The organism is Streptomyces sp. NPDC041200 (assembly GCF_055591805.1).
Genome location: NZ_JBVIZF010000012.1, coordinates 172764 through 190164 on the forward strand (window position 1 = coordinate 172764; position 17401 = coordinate 190164).

Below are 17401 nucleotides of genomic sequence, written 5' to 3' on the forward strand. Positions count from 1 at the left end.
TCCTCCTTGAGGCTGTGGGAGATGCGGCCCCACTTGTCGTATCCCCCGGGGCAGCGGAATTGCCCGGCTCACCAAGACGTCGGCGGCCGCACCCAGGCCAGCAGACGGCTCAGCGGCAGGACCTCGTCCGGGCTCGGCGCACATCACCTCTTCTTCACGAACCGTGCCCGATCACCCGGCGTCAGCCGCTCCGTCGCGTGGCGAACCGTGATCCGCGGCAGCTCGGCGAGATGCCGGTCGAGGAACTGCGTGATCAGAGGCGCGTCCCGGCGGCCGATCTCCCGCAGCATCCAGCCGAGCGCCTTGTGGATCATCGGCTCCGGATCCCGGCACAGGGCCAGCGCCAGGCGAAACGTCGGCTGGAACCGGCCCTCGCGGATCAGGGCCAGCGTGGAGACCACCGCGATCCTGCGGTCCCACAGCCAGGAGGAAGCGGCCAGCTCGTCCAGTACCTCCCCTGCGCGCGGGGGATCGTCCAGAAGCCAGGGCCCCAGAACGACATGCGCGGAACCGTCCACCAGATCCCAGTTGTCCACACACGTGGTGCGTGCCAGGTAGAAGTCAACCAGCGCCTCGCGATCCGCGCCGTGCGCCGAGCGCGCCTGTTCGGCCAGTACCAGGAGCCCGGCAAACCGCTCCTCATGAACCCGGCTGTGCAGCAGCACGTCTACATCGTCCAACGTCAACGCCCGGTGGGCATGGGCGAGTTTCCGCAGCGTCGGCACACGTACGCCCAGGAGTTGGTCATCCTCGGCGGGGGTGAGCACCCGGACCTGCTGGACCCGGACGGCCGGCTCCGCCAGATCGCGCAGCTCGGCCCGTAGCTCCTCAAGTGAAACGATCGCCATGCCCGCGGACGCTAGCGCACAACGCTATGCGGCGAACCGCGGCGAACGTGGTCCTGTGAGGCACACGACGACGCCCGTCACGATGATGCATGCCGTGATGAGTACCGCGGGGAGGGAGTCGGCGGGATACAGCATCCACGCCCACGGCTCCGGGCGGCCGCCCCGCCAGCCGGTCGCGGCACACAGCAGTGGCACGACAGCGATGATGACGGCCGCCAGACGGTAGCCGAGGAACGGGAACAGCAGCAGTGCCAGGCCGATGTAGCCGACGATGTTGCGCCCGAGCACCAGGGCGATGCCATCGGCTCCCAGGGCATAACACAGGATCGCCGTTCCCGCCCCGGTGGCGGCGGCCGTGGAGCCGAGCGTGGCGTCCCATCTCCGCAGGGCGCGGCAGGCGATGCTTTCGGTGCGCTGGTCTCCATGTCCGATGCCATGGAGCAGCACGACAGCGGGCAGCAACGTGATGAGGTGGCCGACGAGAAAGTGCCCGGACTGGCCGGTCAGCACCGGCACAGGCAGCTCGGCGTTGCCCATGAGCAGTCCCACCGCGTTGGTCGTGACGACGCACACGGCCAGCGCGAAAACAGCGCGTGCCTTGATCCACCAGATCATGTGTCGCTCCCGTCGATGGCCAGGTGGGGGCGTACGTCGCAGGTACGCATGGCGCGGGTGTTGCGCTCGTACCAGGCCACCTGGACCTGCCGGGGCTGGGTGAGAACGTGCCGGGCGAGAGCCAGTTCCCGTGGTGTCACCTGGTTCGTGAGGGTGTGGGCTGAAGCTCCGGCGGTCAGGGAGAGCCACGCTCCGACGGGGCCATGGGCGTCGGCGGCCGGGTAGGGGGCGGCGCTGTCCGAGCAGGCGGGATCGGGCGGAAGCAGCCCTGCCGCCACGCCGGTGGGTACATCAGCGGCACTGGTGACAGGGCTGATGGCGAGCTTCGCCTCGTTGCGGCCGGGCCGGTCGGCCATGGTCAGCGTGGCGGGTACGGCGACTCCGGCCTGGCGGAGCTTGTCGGTGGCCTTGTGCCCTTGCGCGCGGATCATGGCGGCCTGGCCGTCCATCTCGGGCCACAGGCAGATTCTGGGCCGCCCGTGGTCGCAAGCGAGCTCGCTGGTCGGCCGGGAGACTACGGGATCGGCCCCCATGCCGTGGGCAGAGGCCGAACCGGCGGCGAGCCCTGCGGCGGTGAGTACGGATGCCGAGAGAAGGGCCGGGAGCGACTTGCCGTAATGAATGAGCACTGCGGCGGCCAGGCAGACAGCCGCACCGAACGTGCCCGCGCTCAGCAGCGCCGATGAATCCAGGCCCTGATCGATCGCGCAGCAGTCACTGAGTCCTCCGCCGACAAGGTGGCGGATCCACAGGATGCTCCAGGAGGCCGGGTAGGCGTTGGCGACGAAGCTGGTGATCAGTGTGGCCGGGACGGCGATGACAGGGGCCCACAGGCGTCCGAGGAGGTAGCCGACCAGTGTGTTGGCCGCGAGCAGCACGGCCTCCACGGCCAGAATGCCGGGGTTCGGCATACCGATGCCGACGTCCGCGGCCGTCGCGGAGACCAGGAGGGCCGCGGCCATGGCGAGCAACCCCATGCCCCACACGGGCAGCAGGATGGGCACTGCCACGGCCAGTGGCGAGCGAACCGTGCTCTGGTCGGTTAGGCGTGCGCGTCGGATCCGGCTTCCCTCCCAGGCGCCGGAGGCAGCACACGCAGGGCCGACGAAGGTCAGGGCGAGGCTTGCGTTGCCGGTGACGGAGAGCCAGTAGTGGGGCGTGACCCAGTCGGAGAGGCTGTCGCCGAGGGCGAGGACGATGAAGCCGACCAGGAAGGGCAGGAGGCGGGTGCTTGAGGAGAGGCGGAGGAGGGTGCGCAGCTGCACGGTCAGATCTCCTCGCCGACGAGTTGGGCGTAGGCCGCTTCCGCGCGTTCGCGGGGGCCCTGATCGTTGTCGGTGGTGGCGTGGAATTCGGCGGTGGTGCCGTGGAAGCGGACGGCGCCGTGGTCCAGGACGATGACGTGCTGGTACAGGTCGGCGAGGTCTTCGGTCTGGTGGGTGGAGACGATGATGTGCACGTCGTCGGCGAGTTGCGCCAGCAGGGAGCGGAAGACTTTGCGCTGAGTGGGGTCGAGGCCCGCGGTGGGCTCGTCCATGAGGATGAGTTCGCTGCGGTGGGTGAGGGCACCGGCGATGCCCATGCGGCGCAGTTGGCCTCCGGAGACCTGGTGGCTGCGGCGGTCTGCAAGGTCATTCAGGCCCACGCGGGTGAGGGTTGCGGCGGAGGCGTTCCAGGCGTCGGTACGGTTCATGCCCTTGAGCCATCCGGCGTAGGCGACCTGCTCGCGAACGGTCAGCCCTGGGACAGGCGTGATCTGCTGCGGCAGCCAGGCAACCGCCTTGCGGTAAGCCGTCAGGTCCCTGCGGCTCGCCGGGCTGCACTCCTTCCAGGTGACCGTTCCGTGCCGGGGCTTGAGCTGGGAGGCGGCCAACGCCATCAGGGTGGACTTGCCCGCCCCATTCGGGCCCAGAAGCACGGTGGCCGCGCTGCCGATGCGGAGATCTAACGCGTTGAGCACGGTCGTGTTCCGGTTGTACCGGAAGGTGACGCCGTGGAATTCCAATGCCATGAGTCGCACATTCCGCCACCGAGGCATCTCAGGCGGCTGATGTAGAGAGGAATCGAGACGGGCTGATGCCGTCTATCAGCTGCCGCTTGGTGTGTACCGGCGGTCGTCCGGACTTCTTCCCAGCAGGGAGCAGGGGCTCCAGCTTCGCCCACTGCGCATTCGTCAGATCGTGCCTCCCCATGAAGTGGATCTTGACACGTCAAGATCCACTTCTGAAAACGCCCTAAGAGGTCCTAACAAAGACGTTGGACGTGGCGGTGAGTGATCAGGCAGGCGGCAAGACCGAGGAAGGCTTCATGGATGTCGTCGCGTCGTTCCCAGCGGATCCGCAGCCGGCGGAAGCCGTGCAGCCAGGCGATCGTGCGCTCGACCACGTAGCGGAAGACGCCCAGGCCGGAGCCATGTTCGACGCCTCGTTCGGCGATGACCGGCCGGATCCCGCGCTGTCGCAGCAGGCGGCGGTACTTGTCGTGGTCGTAGCCGCGGTCGGCGAGGAGTGCGTCCGGCCGGCGTCTGGGCCGGCCCACGACGCCGGCCACGGCCGGGACCTTGTCCAGCAGCGGCAGCAGCTGGGTGACGTCGTTGCGGTTTCCGCCGGTCAGCGACGCCGCGAGCGGGATGCCCTGGCCGTCGGTGAGCACGTGGTGCTTGCTGCCCGGCCGCGCACGGTCGACCGGGCTGGGCCCGCTTTTGGGCCGCGCCGAGCGGCCCGCACATGAGAGGAGTCGATCACCGCCCGCGACCAGTCCAGCTTCCTCGCCGACCGCAGCTTCTGCAGCAGCACCAGGTGCAGTTCGTCCCACACGCCGGCCTCGTTCCAGGCGGCCAGGCGCCGCCAGCACGTCATGCCGGATCCGAAGCCCCCCGGCTCCGGCAACAACGGCTCGATGAGCGACCACAGTTCGTCCGACACAATCCATGGCCGCGACTGACGCTTACCCACGAACAGCCCAACGACCACACAAGTCGACGGTCACTTGATCAACAACTTCTGTTAGGACCTCTAAGCCGCGACCAGCCGCGTCCGCGGCTTGACAATCGCATAGGGAGGTTCCTGAAACACGAGATCCACCAGAGCTAAAGGGCTCTATGTCTTCTGAGGAGTCAGTTGTCGCACCTCAGTGATGAGTCAATGACCGTCGTGGTCTCTCCTCTTCCGACGGACAGATTGTTGCCTTCGAAGCTGTACTTGGCCTCACTCAGGGGGTCAGCACCCCTACCAAGCGGGGGTTACCCCCATTACCTGCCATGCCTCCACTGCGTAGCGTGATCGTCGTTCCCAGTTCTGTTCGATTCGATGGAGGAATGGCGACAATGAGGTACAGGCTTCGTCGGCGGGGTGGTCAGCAAGGGAAGCGCCTCGTGGCCCTGGCGACGGTCACCGCGGCGATTGTTTCGGGGATGATGGTGTCGGGAAGTGGGCCGGCCGTCGCGCACGCAGTGGTGGAGCCATCCGTTCGCAGTGCCACCGCGTCACTGCGAAGTGACCTCGAGAAATATCTGGACACTCAGGGCGCTAAGGATCATTTCTCAGCGGTCTCCCTTCGGGTGACCTATGCCGATCAGCGACCTGATATCTCGGTCGATGCGGGGACGTCCCGCTACGGCGGTGGTCGACCGGTGAACAGCAAGGCGCTGTGGCAGATAGGCAGCAACACCAAGGCGTTCACGTCCGTGCTGCTGCTTCAACTGGAGGCCGAAGGGAAGCTCTCCATACGAGACAAGCTGGGAAAATGGCTTCCCCAGTATCCGGCGTGGCGCGATGTCACCATCAAGCAACTGCTGTCGATGACCAGCGGCATCCCCAGCTACACCGAGCAGAATGCGTTCCTGAAGGATTTCGACGCCAATCCCTCCACGCGCTTCACGCTGGAGCGCCTGATGTCCTATGTGGAGGGCCTGCCACTGGGTCCCGCGAAGTACGAGTACTCGAATACGAACTACCTCCTCGCGCAGATGATTGTCGAACGAGCGTCGCACGATACTTACCATGAGCGGCTCGCCGAGCGCATCATCGAACCTCTCGGAATGAACGACACCTGCCTCCCCCCGGACTGCCCTCCGGACACGGCCTCGCGCATGCCGACGCCGTACTCCACCCATTCCGTCCTGCCGAAGCATCTCAACAAGTCACTTCCTCGGCTCCGCCTGTCCTGGGCGCAGGGGGCGGGTGGCCTGGTGAGTTCACTGAGAGACATGTCGGCTTGGGACAGGGCGCTGTACAGCGGTCGACTGCTGCCCTCAGTGCAGCAGCGCGAGCTGGAGTCCCTGGTCTCGGCGAAGACGAGTAAGCCCATCAAGAGCGTCACGGCCGACGATCCCATCGGTTTCGGGCTCGGTGTCGTGAAATTCGTCCATCCTGTGGCCGGGACGGTCTGGGCCTATGAGGGGGCCACTTTTGGAAACCGGGTGCTGCACATGTACTTCCCGAAGACTGGCATGATCATCGCCATTGCTGTCAACAGCGCCGTTGGCGAAGGGGACACGCTGCCCGACCTCGCCGGTACCGTCTACAAGACTCTTTCGGCGCAGAAGGCACAGGCTCTCCCACGGCACCAGTAGCCCCGGAGCCAGCTGCGTGACTTCCAGGTAGCTGCACTGCGAGGTCTGAGCTCCCTTCTTCCTGAGCTTGGCCTTTAACGTCGTAGGTCACTCGGCCTGCTGAGGCCCTGGGGATCGGCAGGCCGTGATGCGGCCATTCTTCGCGGTGGCGACGAGGTACGACAAGCTCGCCGTCCGCTATGAGGCGACCGTGCTGGTCGCGGCCATCAACGAATGGCTGTGACCAGCACTTTCGAAACACACCCTACGGGGCCCTGTGGGGTAAACCCCCGGGCACACCGACCCGTTGGCACGATGTCGGCGATGGGCGGGGCGCGCGAAGCTCATCCGTATGACGAGGATCAAACGCAACGCAGCCCTGTTCGCCGCCGCCTCCGCCGCCGTCCTCAGCAGCCTCACCGTGCCCGCCACCACGGCGTCCGCTGCCGCCAGAACACCACACGTCGAGTGGACGACGTGCGAGGGCACAGACCTCGATCCACGGCAGCGGTGCGCGGCCATCGAGGTGCCGATGGACTACGCCGACCCGCACGGCAAGAAGATCACCGTCGCGTTCTCCCGCATCCCCGCCGAGAACCCGAAGGCGCGCCGTGGCGCTCTGTTCATGATCCCCGGCGGTCCCGGCGGCGGCAGCCTCGACCAGCCGTCGGACAAGGGGCAGGCGCTGCCGCAGGAAGTACGGGACAGGTACGACCTGATCGGGTTCGATCCCCGGGGGAACGGCCGCTCCACCCCGGTCAGTTGCGACGTGGAACGGGGGGACCTCACCCGGATGAGACTCTTTGCCTGGCCCGCTCCCGACGGCTCCGTCACGGAGAGCATGGCCACCGCGCGGCGGATGTCGGGAGCCTGCGCACGCAACGGCGGCCCGCTGATACGGCACATCAGCACCGCCAACGAGGCCCGCGACCTCGACCGCATCCGGGCGGCGCTCGGCGAGCGGAAGATCTCCGCCTGGGGCGACTCGTACGGGACGTACGTCGGCGCCGTCTACAACGAGCTGTTCCCGCACCGCACCGACCGCCTCGTTCTGGACAGCAACCTCACCCCCGACCACGTGCGCGTGGCGCGGGCCTGGTTCGCCGGGTTCGAGGCGGGCGCCGAGGACAACTTCCCCGCGTTCGCCGAGTGGGCGTCCCGGCCGGGCAACCCCGAGCGGGTGGCCGGGACCCCGGCCGAGGTGCGCCGCCTCTTCCTGCGGCTCGCCGCGCGCCTGGACCGTGAGCCGCTTCCGTGGCCCGGCGCCAGCCCGGACCAGCTCGACGGCAACGTGTTCCGTCAGATGATGCTGGACAGCTTCTACGCCCCCGACGACTATCCCGCCCTGGCCAAGCTGATCCGGCTTGTCCGGAAGGGCGCCGTGCCGCCCGCGCCCGAGGCGCCGCCCGCCGAGGTCCTGCAGAACGCCATCGCGGTCAGTGTCGCCACCTACTGCAACGACGCCGCCTGGCCCCGGTCGGCTGCCGAGTACGAGAAGGGGGTCGCGGAGAGCCGCGCCACGTTCCCGCTGACCGCGGGGATGCCGAGGGGCGCGACGGCATGCGCCGCGTGGCCGTACGCGCCGAAGGAGCCCGCGGTACGGATCACCGACCGTGGCCCCTCCACCGTCCTCATGGTCCAGAACCGGCGCGACGTGGCCACTCCCCTCAGCGGCGCCCGCGAACTCCGTGAAGCCCTCGGCGGGCGCGCCGTCATGGTGACCGTGAACTCCACCGGCCACGGGGCCTATCTCGCCCAAGGAAACGCCTGCGGCGACCGGACGGTCTCCCACTTCCTGGCGACGGGCCAGCGGCCGCCGCGGGATGTCGTCTGCGACTAGCCCGACTCGTCCGGCCTCGATCGCTCAAGCGGGCGGCCAGTTGAGCAGCGCCATGTCGGCCACCTGCTGCAGGTCGTCACGGGGAGTGCCGCTGGCGGCTTGGACGGCGATGCCGTTGGCGACGGTCATGAGGTAGCGGGCGAGCAGTTCGGGATCGGTGCCGGGGGGCAGGTCGCCCTCCTCGACGGCTTGCTGGAACCGGCCGCGGAGGAGGGCGATGCCCTCGTTGCGCCAGACGACGAGCGCGTCGCGGGCGTTGCTCCCCGACGCGCCGGCGGCGAGGGAGCCCTGGACGCCGAGGCACCCGGTGGGACAGCCGGGGCGGGTCGTGGTCCGGACGGAGCCGTCCAGGAACGCGGTGGCCACCTGCCGGGCGGTCGGCTCCCGCACGGCCCGGACCCCGTACGAGGCGGGGCCTTCGCTGTAGCGCTCCAGGGCCTTGCGGAACAGGTCCTCCTTGTTGCCGAAGGCCGCGTACATGCTGGTGCGGGTGATGCCCATGGCGCTGGTCAGGTCGGTGAGGCTGGCGCCTTCGTAGCCCTGTTCCCAGAAGACCCGCATGGCCCGTTCGAGGGCCTCGTCGGCGTCGAAACCCCTCGGTCGGCCGATCGGTGCCCTCCCCTGCGTCCCCTGCGTCTCCATGCGATCGATCATACCTCTTCCGTACCGGTCGGTGCAGATGTGCTACGGTCCCATTCCGTATCGATCGGTACTGAAATTCGTGGAGGTCATACGCATGGGACAGCTCGAAGGCAAGACCGCCGTCATCACCGGCGGCGGCACCGGGATCGGCCTGGCCACCGCCATTCGGCTGGCGGCCGAGGGCGCGCACGTGTTCATCACCGGACGGCGCAAGACCGTGCTGGACGCGGCCGTGGAGACCATCGGCTCGGCGAGGGCCACCGCGGTGACGGGTGACATCTCCAACCTGGCCGACCTGGACCGGCTCTACGACGCGGTCCGCGCCCGGGGCCGGGGCCTGGACGTGCTGTTCGCCAACGCCGCCGCCACGTCGTTCGCCACGCTGGAGCAGGTCACCGAGGAGCACGTGGACGAGACCTTCGGCGTCAACGTCCGGGGCACGTTGTTCACGGTGCAGAAGGCGCTGCCGCTGCTCAACGACGGCGCGTCGGTGATCCTCAACTCCTCGGTGCGCGCCGATGACGGTGTCGCGGCGTTCGGCGCGTACGCGGCCTCCAAGGCGGCGATCCGGTCCTTCGCCCGGACCTGGGCCAACGAGCTGAAGGGCCGCGGTATCCGGGTCAACGCGGTCTCCCCGGGCACCATCGACACGCCCGGACTCGACGGCGTGGCCGCTACGGGGGACGCGTCCGCCATCAAGGCGCAGTTCGTCGCAGCTGTCCCGCTCGGCCGGATCGGGCGCTCGGACGAGGTCGCGAACGTGGTCGCCTTCCTCGCTTCCGAGCAGAGCAGCTTCATTCTCGGAGCCAACCTGTACGTCGACGGCGGCGAGATACAGCTCTGAGCGGTCAGATCTGAGGGGTCAGCTCTGAGCGGTCAGCGCGCTCGCTCGCGCTCCATGTCCTGGGTGCCGATGACGGAGAGCAGCTCCAGCTGGGAGGCGCCTTCGGTGCCGGGCGGGGCGGTGAACCAGAGCAGGCGTTGGCAGCCGTCCTCGCTGAACAGGGTGTGGCAGTCCAGTTCGATGATCCCCAGGGCGGGGTGGACGATGCGCTTGTGGTCGGTCCGCCGGAGGGCGACGTCGTGGGTGGCCCAGAGGGCGGCGAACTCCTCGCTGCGGCGCTGTAGTTCTGCCACCAGCTTGGCCACGGTGGTGTCACCGCCGCGCCGGGCGGCGACGGCCTGGAGGTCGGCGACGAAGGCCCGGGAGTGGTGGGGGTGGTCCTCGGCCGGGTAGATGGCGCGGGCGCCGGGGTCGGTGAACCAGCGGTGGACGAAGCTCGCCGCGGGGCCGCGTACGGCCGGGGGCGGACCGAGGAGAGCCAGGGCCAGCGCGTTCTGGACGAGGGTTTCGTGCAGGTCGGTGATCACCCGCGCGGGCGTGGCGGTGAGCCGGTCCAGCAGGCCGAGCAGGGCGGGCTGGACGTGCGCGGCCGGTCCGTGGGCCGTAGGGGGAACGCGGCGGTCGGCGAGGTGGAACAAGTGGTCGCGCGCGTCGCCGTTCAACCGCAGCGCCCGGGCGAGGGCGGCCAGCACCTGGGTCGAGGGCTGGGCGCCGCGGCCGCGTTCCAGCTCCGTGTAGTAGTCCGCGGAGAGCCCGGCCAGCTGGGCGACCTCCTCGCGCCGCAGACCGGGCACCCGGCGCCGCGGACCGGCGGTCAGCCCGACGTCGGCCGGGCGGATCCGGTCGCGGCGGGACTTCAGGAACGCGGCGAGCTGCGAGTGGTTCACGCCGCTCATCGTCGCGCGCTCCGGAGAGCTGAACCAGGGGACGGCAACCCGAGGGTGGGGACAGCCCTGGCTGGCGCGGGGGCTCCGGGCCAGGCTGGGGCCGTCCTCGCCGTTCCACACCGGAAAGAGAAACGCCGTGCCTTTCGCGAACTTCAAGGTCCCCGCAGGAACCCTCGACGAGCAGCAGAAGGAGAAGATCATCACGCGCACGACCGAGCTGTACGCCGAGATCTACGGCGAACGGGCCCGGGCCAACACCCTGGTCCTCGTCGAGGAGGTCGCCGACGGCGGCTGGGGCATCGGCGGCAACGTGCTGACCCTGGCCCAGCTCCAGCAGACCCCCGAGGGCTGATCACCGGCGGGCCATCGTGGCCTCCATCGCCCGCGACGACCTTGCCGCCCCCGTCGTCCAGGGTTTCGCTATGGAGGGATTCGAGACGCTGGGTGACGGCGAAGAACGTCCCGCCGATGACCACCAGCGCGGCCGTCGCGGCGCCGATCACCTGCCCGCGCGACGGCTTCCGGTCCCGCTCCGGCGGCTGGGCGGGAAGCGGTGGCAGCGATGGCGGTGATGGCGGGCGCGGAGGCATCGGGACCGGGGCCGCCGCGACCGCCGCGACCGCGCGGTCGCGGGCGAGAGCGATCAGCCCACCCGTGTTGCGGTTGCGCTGCTGCGGCAGGGGCCGCGACTTGGCCGCCAGGGTGCGGTGCAGATGCCGGTAGAGGGTGTTCATGTCGATGAGGTCGGGCGCCCCCGGAACGCCCTCGCCCAGCGCGGTGATCAACTCGCCCGTGAACGCGGTGTACGTCTCCCCCGGCGGGGAGAGCGCCGCGCGGGTCTCGGCGGAGGCGGTGAGCAGACAGGTCCCCTCCACCGCCGCCCGGTCCGCGATCTCATCGCTCGCGCTCATCCGGCCGATCAGCGCCCGCCCGCTGTAGCAGCAGTCCAGGACCACCACGGTACGCCGCGCACCGGACGCCGGATCGAGCACAGCGCGCCGCAGGTACTCGTAGCGCAGCGCGGTGTACTCGCGGTCGTGGACCGAGTCGGGCAGCGCGAGATACAGCTCGTCGGTGTGCGGGTCGATCAGACCGTGGCCGCCGTAGTAGACGAACAGCGTGTCCGTGGCCCGCGCGGCGGCCTCCTTCACGGTGTCCAGCACCTGCTGGGCGCTGCCCGGCTGGGCGAGCACGGTGCACCGCTCCCCGCGCAGCCCCCACACCGCCGGGTCGGTCAACACCCCGCGCAGACCCTCCAGATTGCGGGCGACGGCGGGCAGGCCGGGCAGCGCTGTAGTCGTACGCGCCCACCAGCACCGCTTCGGAACGGGTCGGGTCAGGAAGTGTGGCCACCGGCTACTCCGACCCCTCGCGCTCCGCGTCCATGTCGCCGCCGCGGCCTCTTTCCCAACTGCTGAGGATCCGTTCGACCGCCTCGGGCGAGGCCTCGGACACGGTGATGGACTCCCCGTCCCGCTCCAGCCGCACCTGCGGCGCGCGGGGCCGCGAATCCCGCCAGGCGGCCACGGCCACCAGCAGGTTCGTCAGGGCGATGGTGTTGCCGAGGACCACATTGAGGATCTCCGTCGCCCCGCCCATATGCCCTTGACCGGGCGGCGCGGCCGCGGTGGACACCCGCGCGAGCCCCCGCAACTCCGGATCGGCGCTCAGCCACCGGTACAGCGACATCACGTCGCCGCCGTCCCGCACCCCGTCGTCACACGTCAGATGGATCTCCACCGGCCTGGCTCCCCCTTGCCCGCCACAACTCCCTGTGCACACCCCATGTAGAGCCGATGTGATCAGCTCGCCTGGTCCACGTCCTCCAACCGCCGCTCCACACCGCCGCGCACGGCCACCGCCTGACGGCGGAAGTCGGCCGCCTCGGCGTGACGGCTCAGCCGCCGGTACGCCTCGCCCGCACCGTGCCAGGCCATCGCCTGTCTGCCGCGCGTCGCCCAGGGTGAGCAGCCAATAGCCCTCCAAGCGGAGGTTGCGGAGTTCGACGGCGATGTCGACGGCGGCGTGGGCGCACTCCAAAGCCTCATCGACGTTGCCCTGTTCACGCCGGACGTCACTCAGAAGGCGCAGGATGTTGCCCTCGCCACGGCGGCTGTCCAGGGCGCGGTGTGCGGTCAGGGCTTGTGGGGGCCTGGAGATCAAGCATCGGGGATGTCCGCCTTCGCCGCGCTGAGCATGTTCCCGGGGATGACGACCAGCCGCTCGTCGGGGCCGATGCCCACGCCGTCCGGCAGGCGAGGACCGTAGGCGGCCGTGAGGTCCCGTCCGATCACCGCGATGTCGCCGTTGTCGAGTTGCCAGATGTCCGGGCAGTCGTCACGGCCATCGGAATTGCCCAGCTCCTCGGCGGACTTTCCGAGCCGTCGCTCGAATAACGCGGACGGGTCGGCTTCCCAGGCACGAGTCATGTCTGCCTCCGCTCGATGTGGCCACGGGCGTGGTCGTCACTCAGGGTATCCGCGCAGGTGTGCGGGAGCTATGGGCGCCTGGCATTTCTGACCAGCTGGGCGACGTGGAGGCAGCTTTCGATGTAGTCCCGGGCGGCGGCGGGGGTGACGGTGTCGGCTCCGTGCACGGCGCGGTTGCGGAGGGTGCGCAGGCGGTTGAAGACCTCGACCGTGTCGGGCGGCAGTTCGGCGTGTGTCATGGCGCGCGAGATCTGCTGGCCGGTGGCGCGCTCCGGGAGGTGCAGTACGTCCGTCAGCACGCTGAGCAACGCGTTCCATGACGTGACGACGGCCCCGATGGGCGACGCGTCGACCATGGTGCGGGCTTCTGCGAGCTGTTCGCGCCAGGCCGGTGTCTCGGCCGCGTCCGCCTGCGCGTACGGGGGAGGAGCCCACGGGTGGCTGGGCGGTGGAGGTGCTTGCTGCGTCGGAATCTGCGGGCCCTGTGGCTGTGGCTGCGAGGCCGGGGGTGTGGGGGTCTCGCGGGGCGAAGGGCCGATGCCCTCTTGCACACCGTCGTACGCGGGCGGTGCCGCCACGGCGGGGCCGGGGGCGGGGGATGGTGGCCAGGGAGAGGGAGGCGGGACGGGCGCCGCCGGCGGCGGGGTGGCCATGGCCGCCGCTTCGGCCTGGTTCAGTACGTCCCGGGCCTGGGTCTCGAACTCGATCGCGCCCGCCGGAGTCTCCAGGCGGGACATCCGCGCGAACGCGTCGCGGATGTGGCTGCGCAGGCCCCAGACCAGGCCCACGGTCACGGCGGGCCAGACCAGCGCCTCTACGTACTTCAGGACGAGTTCAGCGATCTCCACGTGTGCATGATCGCCGCACCGGGACGGGCGTATGCCCCGTGCCCCGACTCCGTGACGGAGGTGAGACGTTCAGCGTGCCCGCCCGCGTCGGCGACCAGCGGAACCCAGGTGCCCCGGAAAGAGCGGAGTGCCATACTCCGCGCCGGATAGTCACACCAAAAGAAGGGCGCGGGACGTTGGACAAGTTAAGCGAAGGCCCCACCGAATACAGACGGGCCGTGGGCTCACGACAGCTGCAGATGATGGCTATCGGGGGCACGATCGGTACGGGGCTCTTCCTCGGTGCCGGTACCGCGATTTCCCAGGCCGGGCCCAGCCTGATCATCTGGTACGCGGTGGCCGGAGTCCTGCTCTATCTCGTCATGCGGGCTCTGGGGGAGCTGCTGACGGCGCGGTCGAGTCCGGGCGGTTTCGCCGACCACGCGCGGGAGTTCCTGGGGCCGTTCTGGGGGTACGCCACCGCCTGGACGTACTGGATCATGTGGGTCACCACCGGGATGGCGGAGATCACCGCGGCCGGGCAGTACGTGACGTACTGGTACCCCGAGTTCGCGCAGTGGAAGACCGCCCTGATCTCGCTGGCGGTGCTGGCCTGCGTGAATCTGATCTCCGTCAAGATCTTCGCGGAGCTTGAGTTCTGGTTCGCCATCATCAAGGTCGCCGCCATCGTCGCCATGATCATGATCGGCCTCGGCGTGCTCATCATCGGCTTCAGCGACGCCGGTCCCACGGCCTCGGTCACCCACCTGTGGGCGGACGGCGGCATCGTGCCGCGCGGGATCGGGGACTCGCTGCTGACGCTGCAGATCGTGCTCTTCGCCTACCTCGGCGTGGAGCTGGTCGGCGTCACGGCCGCCGAGACCAAGGATCCGGACAAGAACATCCCGCGGGCCATCAACAGCCTGCCGCTCCGCTTCGGCCTGTTCTACCTCGGCTCGCTGCTGGTGATCCTCTCCGTCGTCAGCTGGCAGGAGTTCCACCCCGGGACGAGCCCCTTCGTCGCCGCGTTCGCCAAGATCGGGATTCCCGGGGCCGCCAGCATCGTCAACTTCGTCGTCCTCACCTCCGCGCTGTCCTCCTGCAACGCCGGAGGCTTGTACGCGACGGCCCGCATGCTGCGCACCGCGAGCCTGAACCGGCACGGCCCGCAGGCGCTCGCGCGGCTCAGCAAGCGGGGCGTGCCGGTCGCGGCCGTGCTCGCCTCCGCCGTGGTCATGGCGATCGGGGTGTGGGTCAACGCCGTCGACCCGGAGCACGCCTTCGTCTACATCACGGCGGTGTCCACCGGCGGGGCCATCATGGTGTGGAGCGTCATCCTGGTGACGCACATGTTCTACCGCCGGGCGGTACGGAGCGAGACGAGCCCGCGGTCGTCCTACCGGATGCCCGGGGCGCCGTATACGAACTGGCTCGTCCTGGCGTTCTTCGCCTTCATCGTCGTGCTGATCGCCTGGAACTCCGACACCCGCGTGGCGCTCTACGTCATCGCGGTGTGGTTCGTCCTTCTGGCGGTGGGATACCCCGTGGTGCGCTCCCGCTGGGGAGGCGGGCGTACGGAGGCCGTCGAGGATGAGGCAGAGGGTGCAGAGGGCGCCGAGGACGCCGGGTCCTCGGTGTCCGTGAAGGACTCCGCCTAGCTCCCGCGCCGCGCGAGCGATCGGCTGACCGCTCGCGCGGCCACTCGGCCCCGATTCCATACCACTACTTTGCGATTGGCTATGCCACCCGCGCCGCGCCTGTCAGAAGATTGGTGACCGCACTGCCAGCAGTGCCTGGACAGAGGCAGTCCAACCTGGCCGCTGTTCATGCCACCTTCGAAGCCCCGAGCGGGCCGACGGCGAGGAGCAGCAGCCCAGATGACCGGACAGCGCGTAGTGGTGGGGGTCAGTGGCTCCCTGGCGAGCTTGGCGGCCCTGCGTACGGCTGTGACCGAGGCACGCCGCAGCGGACGCGAACTCACCGCCGTGATCGCCTGGGAAACCCCGGAAGGGCGCGCGCTCTCCGCTCGCAACTGCAACCAGGAGTGGATCGGGCGCTGGCGGGAGGAAGCCCGGGGGCGCCTGGACCAGGCCTTCGACGAAGCGCTGGGCGGCACCCCGGCCGATGTACCGGTGCGCAAGCTGGCGGTGCGCGGCAAACCCGGCAGGGTGCTGAGCGCCGTGGCCAACAAAGAGGGACATGTGCTGGTGGTGGGGGCGCGCGCGGAGGCGCGATGGGCACCGGTACGCCGCTACGTACGGGGGCACGTCCAGTGCCCGGTGCTGACGGTGCCCGGCCTGACGCCTCCGAAGCGGGCTGTACGGGAACTGCGCCGGGTGGCGGCCGAGGACTTCATCCGGATATGACGGTGCTTCCCGATCGTGCGGCTTCCCCGACCACCCTCGCGCGCTAGGCCGTCCGGCTGCCCTCGGGCGGCAGATCGAATACCTCGTCGTCGAGCCATCCGGCCTTGGCCGCGTTCACCCCGGCCTGGAAGCGGCTGCTGGCCTGGAGGTTCGCGGTGATCTCGGCGACCTTTCGGCGCACGGTCCGCTCGTGCACACCGAGCCGCCGCGATATGGCCTGGTCGGTCATGCCACCGGCGAGCATGCGCAGGAGGGTGGCCTGCTGGATGTTGTCGGGCTGCGAGGCTTGGCGAATGCTGGTGGGGGCCTGCACGGCGACGGGTTTTCGTTCCTGATCCGCGGCGCCTTTGGATATCTCCGTGATGAACGGAGACGACTGGAACCAGTAGTGGTCGAATACGGACCGCAGGACCTCATTGACCAGCGGGCTCTGCATCACGATCATGCGCCGCTGGTGGGCGCCATCGGCGAGCGGATGCGGGGGAGCGCCGAACAGCGCGGTGGAACGGTCGATGAGGGCGAAGCTCAGGGGAAGGGTGGGGTAGGTGCGGAACTCCGCCCCCTTGCCCAGCAGCTCGCGAACGATATTCACCGGCTGCGGAACGCCCGCGGTGGATGACCTGACGACGCAGCGCAGCATGATGCCGCGGTCCAGCGTGGACGCGCACACCGGTTTCAGCGAGCTGGCGAGTAACTTTCCGGATCCCAGCAGCGTCACCTCGCTCGCGGCGCCATGGATCTCTCTTTCGAGAGTGGCCGCGATGTCGGCCGGGTCCTCGACCACCGTGACGCGGCTGCGGTCCATGTGGCTCATGTACGAGGTCTTGAACACGGTGAGCGTGTCAAAGGCGCTGTCCCAGGCGGCGGTCATGTCGGCGCAAAAGTCGGCCACCCGCGTTTTCGCCTCGCCCAGCAAATCCCCCAGCGCGTTCTGGGGCGGCAGCGCTATCCAGCCGCTTGGCGTGCTACCGCTTTCGGCGAAGAGGCCTAGGCGGCTGAGCAACCGGACGCTGTCCTCAAGCGCTGCTTCCGGCCAGCCGAGACGCCGCATCGCGCCATGTGGCGTCCAGCCGACGTCTTCGAGCGCCAGTTCGTAGAGGGCCTGGGCCTGTTCTCTATGCGTTCCCTGTGCGGTACTTCCGAGTGTTGACGCAGCGTAATCCTCGCGCATGTCAAGCCCCACCCTTCGTCCGAGAAGCAGTAATCCAGCAGACGGATTCTGTCGATGTCCGTCCCACACCACCGGAATCGAGTGACGCACCGACCCCGTTCGTTTCCCGACGCACCCAAGCTAGATATGTGCATGTCACAAGGCAACGTGACCATAGCGGGACAAACATCCCTAGAGGGCCATGTCCGTCACGTGTCGTTTGGGGGATCGTTTCCCGCTTGCGTCCGGCGTCGACCGTGGTCGTTAAGGTCCTTCAGGCCAACGTCCGGGGCGCCATCCGGCGAGTTCCGCTTCCGGGCATGCCCTGATCAGGCCGATGGGCCACGGACCCTGAGCCGCGGTCGTGCGCCATGCTGATGAGATCACGACGCTCACATATC

General features: G+C 69.0%; 17 protein-coding genes and 2 pseudogenes. 6 read left to right on the top strand and 13 right to left on the bottom strand.

Annotated elements, in window-relative coordinates; genetic code table 11:
- Window positions 1-143: 143 nt before the first annotated feature.
- The 5 genes and pseudogenes from ACZ6CL_RS25530 to ACZ6CL_RS25550 form a co-directional block, all read right to left on the bottom strand.
- Window positions 144-848 carry a DNA alkylation repair protein gene (locus ACZ6CL_RS25530; protein ID WP_468939163.1) on the bottom strand — a complete coding sequence of 235 codons (705 nt, stop codon included), beginning with the start codon at window positions 846-848 and terminating at the stop codon, window positions 144-146.
- A 24-nt stretch (window positions 849-872) separates the two neighbouring features.
- Window positions 873-1463, bottom strand: a complete 591-nt coding sequence (locus ACZ6CL_RS25535; RefSeq protein ID WP_468939166.1) for a hypothetical protein — start codon at window positions 1461-1463, stop codon at window positions 873-875.
- A complete protein-coding gene (locus tag ACZ6CL_RS25540; RefSeq protein ID WP_468939169.1) occupies window positions 1460-2728 on the bottom strand; it encodes a DUF7224 domain-containing protein in 1269 nt (422 codons plus the stop codon). The genes ACZ6CL_RS25535 and ACZ6CL_RS25540 overlap by 4 nt, the downstream gene beginning before the upstream one ends.
- Window positions 2729-2730: 2 nt before the next feature.
- Window positions 2731-3474, bottom strand: coding sequence for an ATP-binding cassette domain-containing protein (locus tag ACZ6CL_RS25545; RefSeq protein WP_468939172.1), 744 nt, complete (start codon window positions 3472-3474; stop codon window positions 2731-2733).
- A gap of 233 nt (window positions 3475-3707) precedes the next feature.
- Window positions 3708-4417, bottom strand: a pseudogene (locus ACZ6CL_RS25550) (IS5 family transposase).
- 419 nt (window positions 4418-4836) lie between these two features.
- On the opposite strand from ACZ6CL_RS25550, the gene ACZ6CL_RS25555 reads away from it, so the two are divergent.
- Entirely contained in the window at window positions 4837-6036 is a 1200-nt protein-coding gene (locus ACZ6CL_RS25555) for a serine hydrolase domain-containing protein (RefSeq protein ID WP_468939175.1), read from the top strand.
- 331 nt (window positions 6037-6367) lie between these two features.
- Window positions 6368-7855: an alpha/beta hydrolase gene (locus ACZ6CL_RS25560; protein WP_468939178.1), complete on the top strand. Its 1488-nt coding sequence runs from the start codon at window positions 6368-6370 to the stop codon at window positions 7853-7855.
- 24 nt (window positions 7856-7879) lie between these two features.
- Here the strand turns inward: ACZ6CL_RS25560 and ACZ6CL_RS25565 are convergent, their stop codons facing one another.
- On the bottom strand, window positions 7880-8497 hold the full coding sequence (locus ACZ6CL_RS25565; RefSeq protein ID WP_468939181.1) for a TetR/AcrR family transcriptional regulator: 618 nt from the start codon (window positions 8495-8497) through the stop codon (window positions 7880-7882).
- 94 nt (window positions 8498-8591) lie between these two features.
- On the opposite strand from ACZ6CL_RS25565, the gene ACZ6CL_RS25570 reads away from it, so the two are divergent.
- A complete protein-coding gene (locus ACZ6CL_RS25570; RefSeq protein ID WP_468939184.1) occupies window positions 8592-9341 on the top strand; it encodes an SDR family NAD(P)-dependent oxidoreductase in 750 nt (249 codons plus the stop codon).
- A gap of 32 nt (window positions 9342-9373) precedes the next feature.
- On the opposite strand, the gene ACZ6CL_RS25575 is transcribed toward ACZ6CL_RS25570, so the two are convergent.
- On the bottom strand, window positions 9374-10237 hold the full coding sequence (locus ACZ6CL_RS25575; RefSeq protein ID WP_468939186.1) for an MmyB family transcriptional regulator: 864 nt from the start codon (window positions 10235-10237) through the stop codon (window positions 9374-9376).
- 127 nt (window positions 10238-10364) lie between these two features.
- Between ACZ6CL_RS25575 and ACZ6CL_RS25580 the strand changes: the two genes are divergently transcribed.
- Window positions 10365-10580, top strand: a complete 216-nt coding sequence (locus ACZ6CL_RS25580; RefSeq protein ID WP_468939188.1) for a tautomerase family protein — start codon at window positions 10365-10367, stop codon at window positions 10578-10580.
- 397 nt (window positions 10581-10977) lie between these two features.
- Here the strand turns inward: ACZ6CL_RS25580 and ACZ6CL_RS25585 are convergent.
- The 5 genes and pseudogenes from ACZ6CL_RS25585 to ACZ6CL_RS25605 all read right to left on the bottom strand — a co-directional run.
- Window positions 10978-11469: pseudogene (locus ACZ6CL_RS25585) on the bottom strand (caspase, EACC1-associated type); the annotation flags it as partial.
- Window positions 11470-11584: 115 nt separating this feature from the next.
- The gene (locus tag ACZ6CL_RS25590; protein WP_468939191.1) at window positions 11585-11968 is read right to left on the bottom strand and encodes an effector-associated constant component EACC1; all 384 of its coding nucleotides are present in this window, start codon (window positions 11966-11968) and stop codon (window positions 11585-11587) included.
- Between the two features lie 62 nt (window positions 11969-12030).
- A complete protein-coding gene (locus tag ACZ6CL_RS25595) occupies window positions 12031-12165 on the bottom strand; it encodes a hypothetical protein (protein WP_468939193.1) in 135 nt (44 codons plus the stop codon).
- Window positions 12166-12387: 222 nt separating this feature from the next.
- Window positions 12388-12657: a hypothetical protein gene (locus ACZ6CL_RS25600; protein WP_468939195.1), complete on the bottom strand. Its 270-nt coding sequence runs from the start codon at window positions 12655-12657 to the stop codon at window positions 12388-12390.
- A 68-nt stretch (window positions 12658-12725) separates the two neighbouring features.
- Window positions 12726-13505: a DUF4145 domain-containing protein gene (locus ACZ6CL_RS25605; RefSeq protein WP_468939198.1), complete on the bottom strand. Its 780-nt coding sequence runs from the start codon at window positions 13503-13505 to the stop codon at window positions 12726-12728.
- Window positions 13506-13723: 218 nt separating this feature from the next.
- On the opposite strand from ACZ6CL_RS25605, the gene ACZ6CL_RS25610 reads away from it, so the two are divergent.
- Window positions 13724-15142: an amino acid permease gene (locus ACZ6CL_RS25610; protein ID WP_468939200.1), complete on the top strand. Its 1419-nt coding sequence runs from the start codon at window positions 13724-13726 to the stop codon at window positions 15140-15142.
- Between the two features lie 219 nt (window positions 15143-15361).
- Window positions 15362-15850 (top strand): universal stress protein, encoded by a 489-nt coding sequence (locus tag ACZ6CL_RS25615; protein ID WP_468939203.1) that lies wholly within the window; start codon window positions 15362-15364, stop codon window positions 15848-15850.
- A 43-nt stretch (window positions 15851-15893) separates the two neighbouring features.
- Here ACZ6CL_RS25615 and ACZ6CL_RS25620 read toward each other — a convergent pair whose 3' ends face one another.
- Entirely contained in the window at window positions 15894-17021 is a 1128-nt protein-coding gene (locus ACZ6CL_RS25620; protein ID WP_468939206.1) for a helix-turn-helix domain-containing protein, read from the bottom strand.
- Between the last annotated feature and the right edge of the window lie 380 nt (window positions 17022-17401).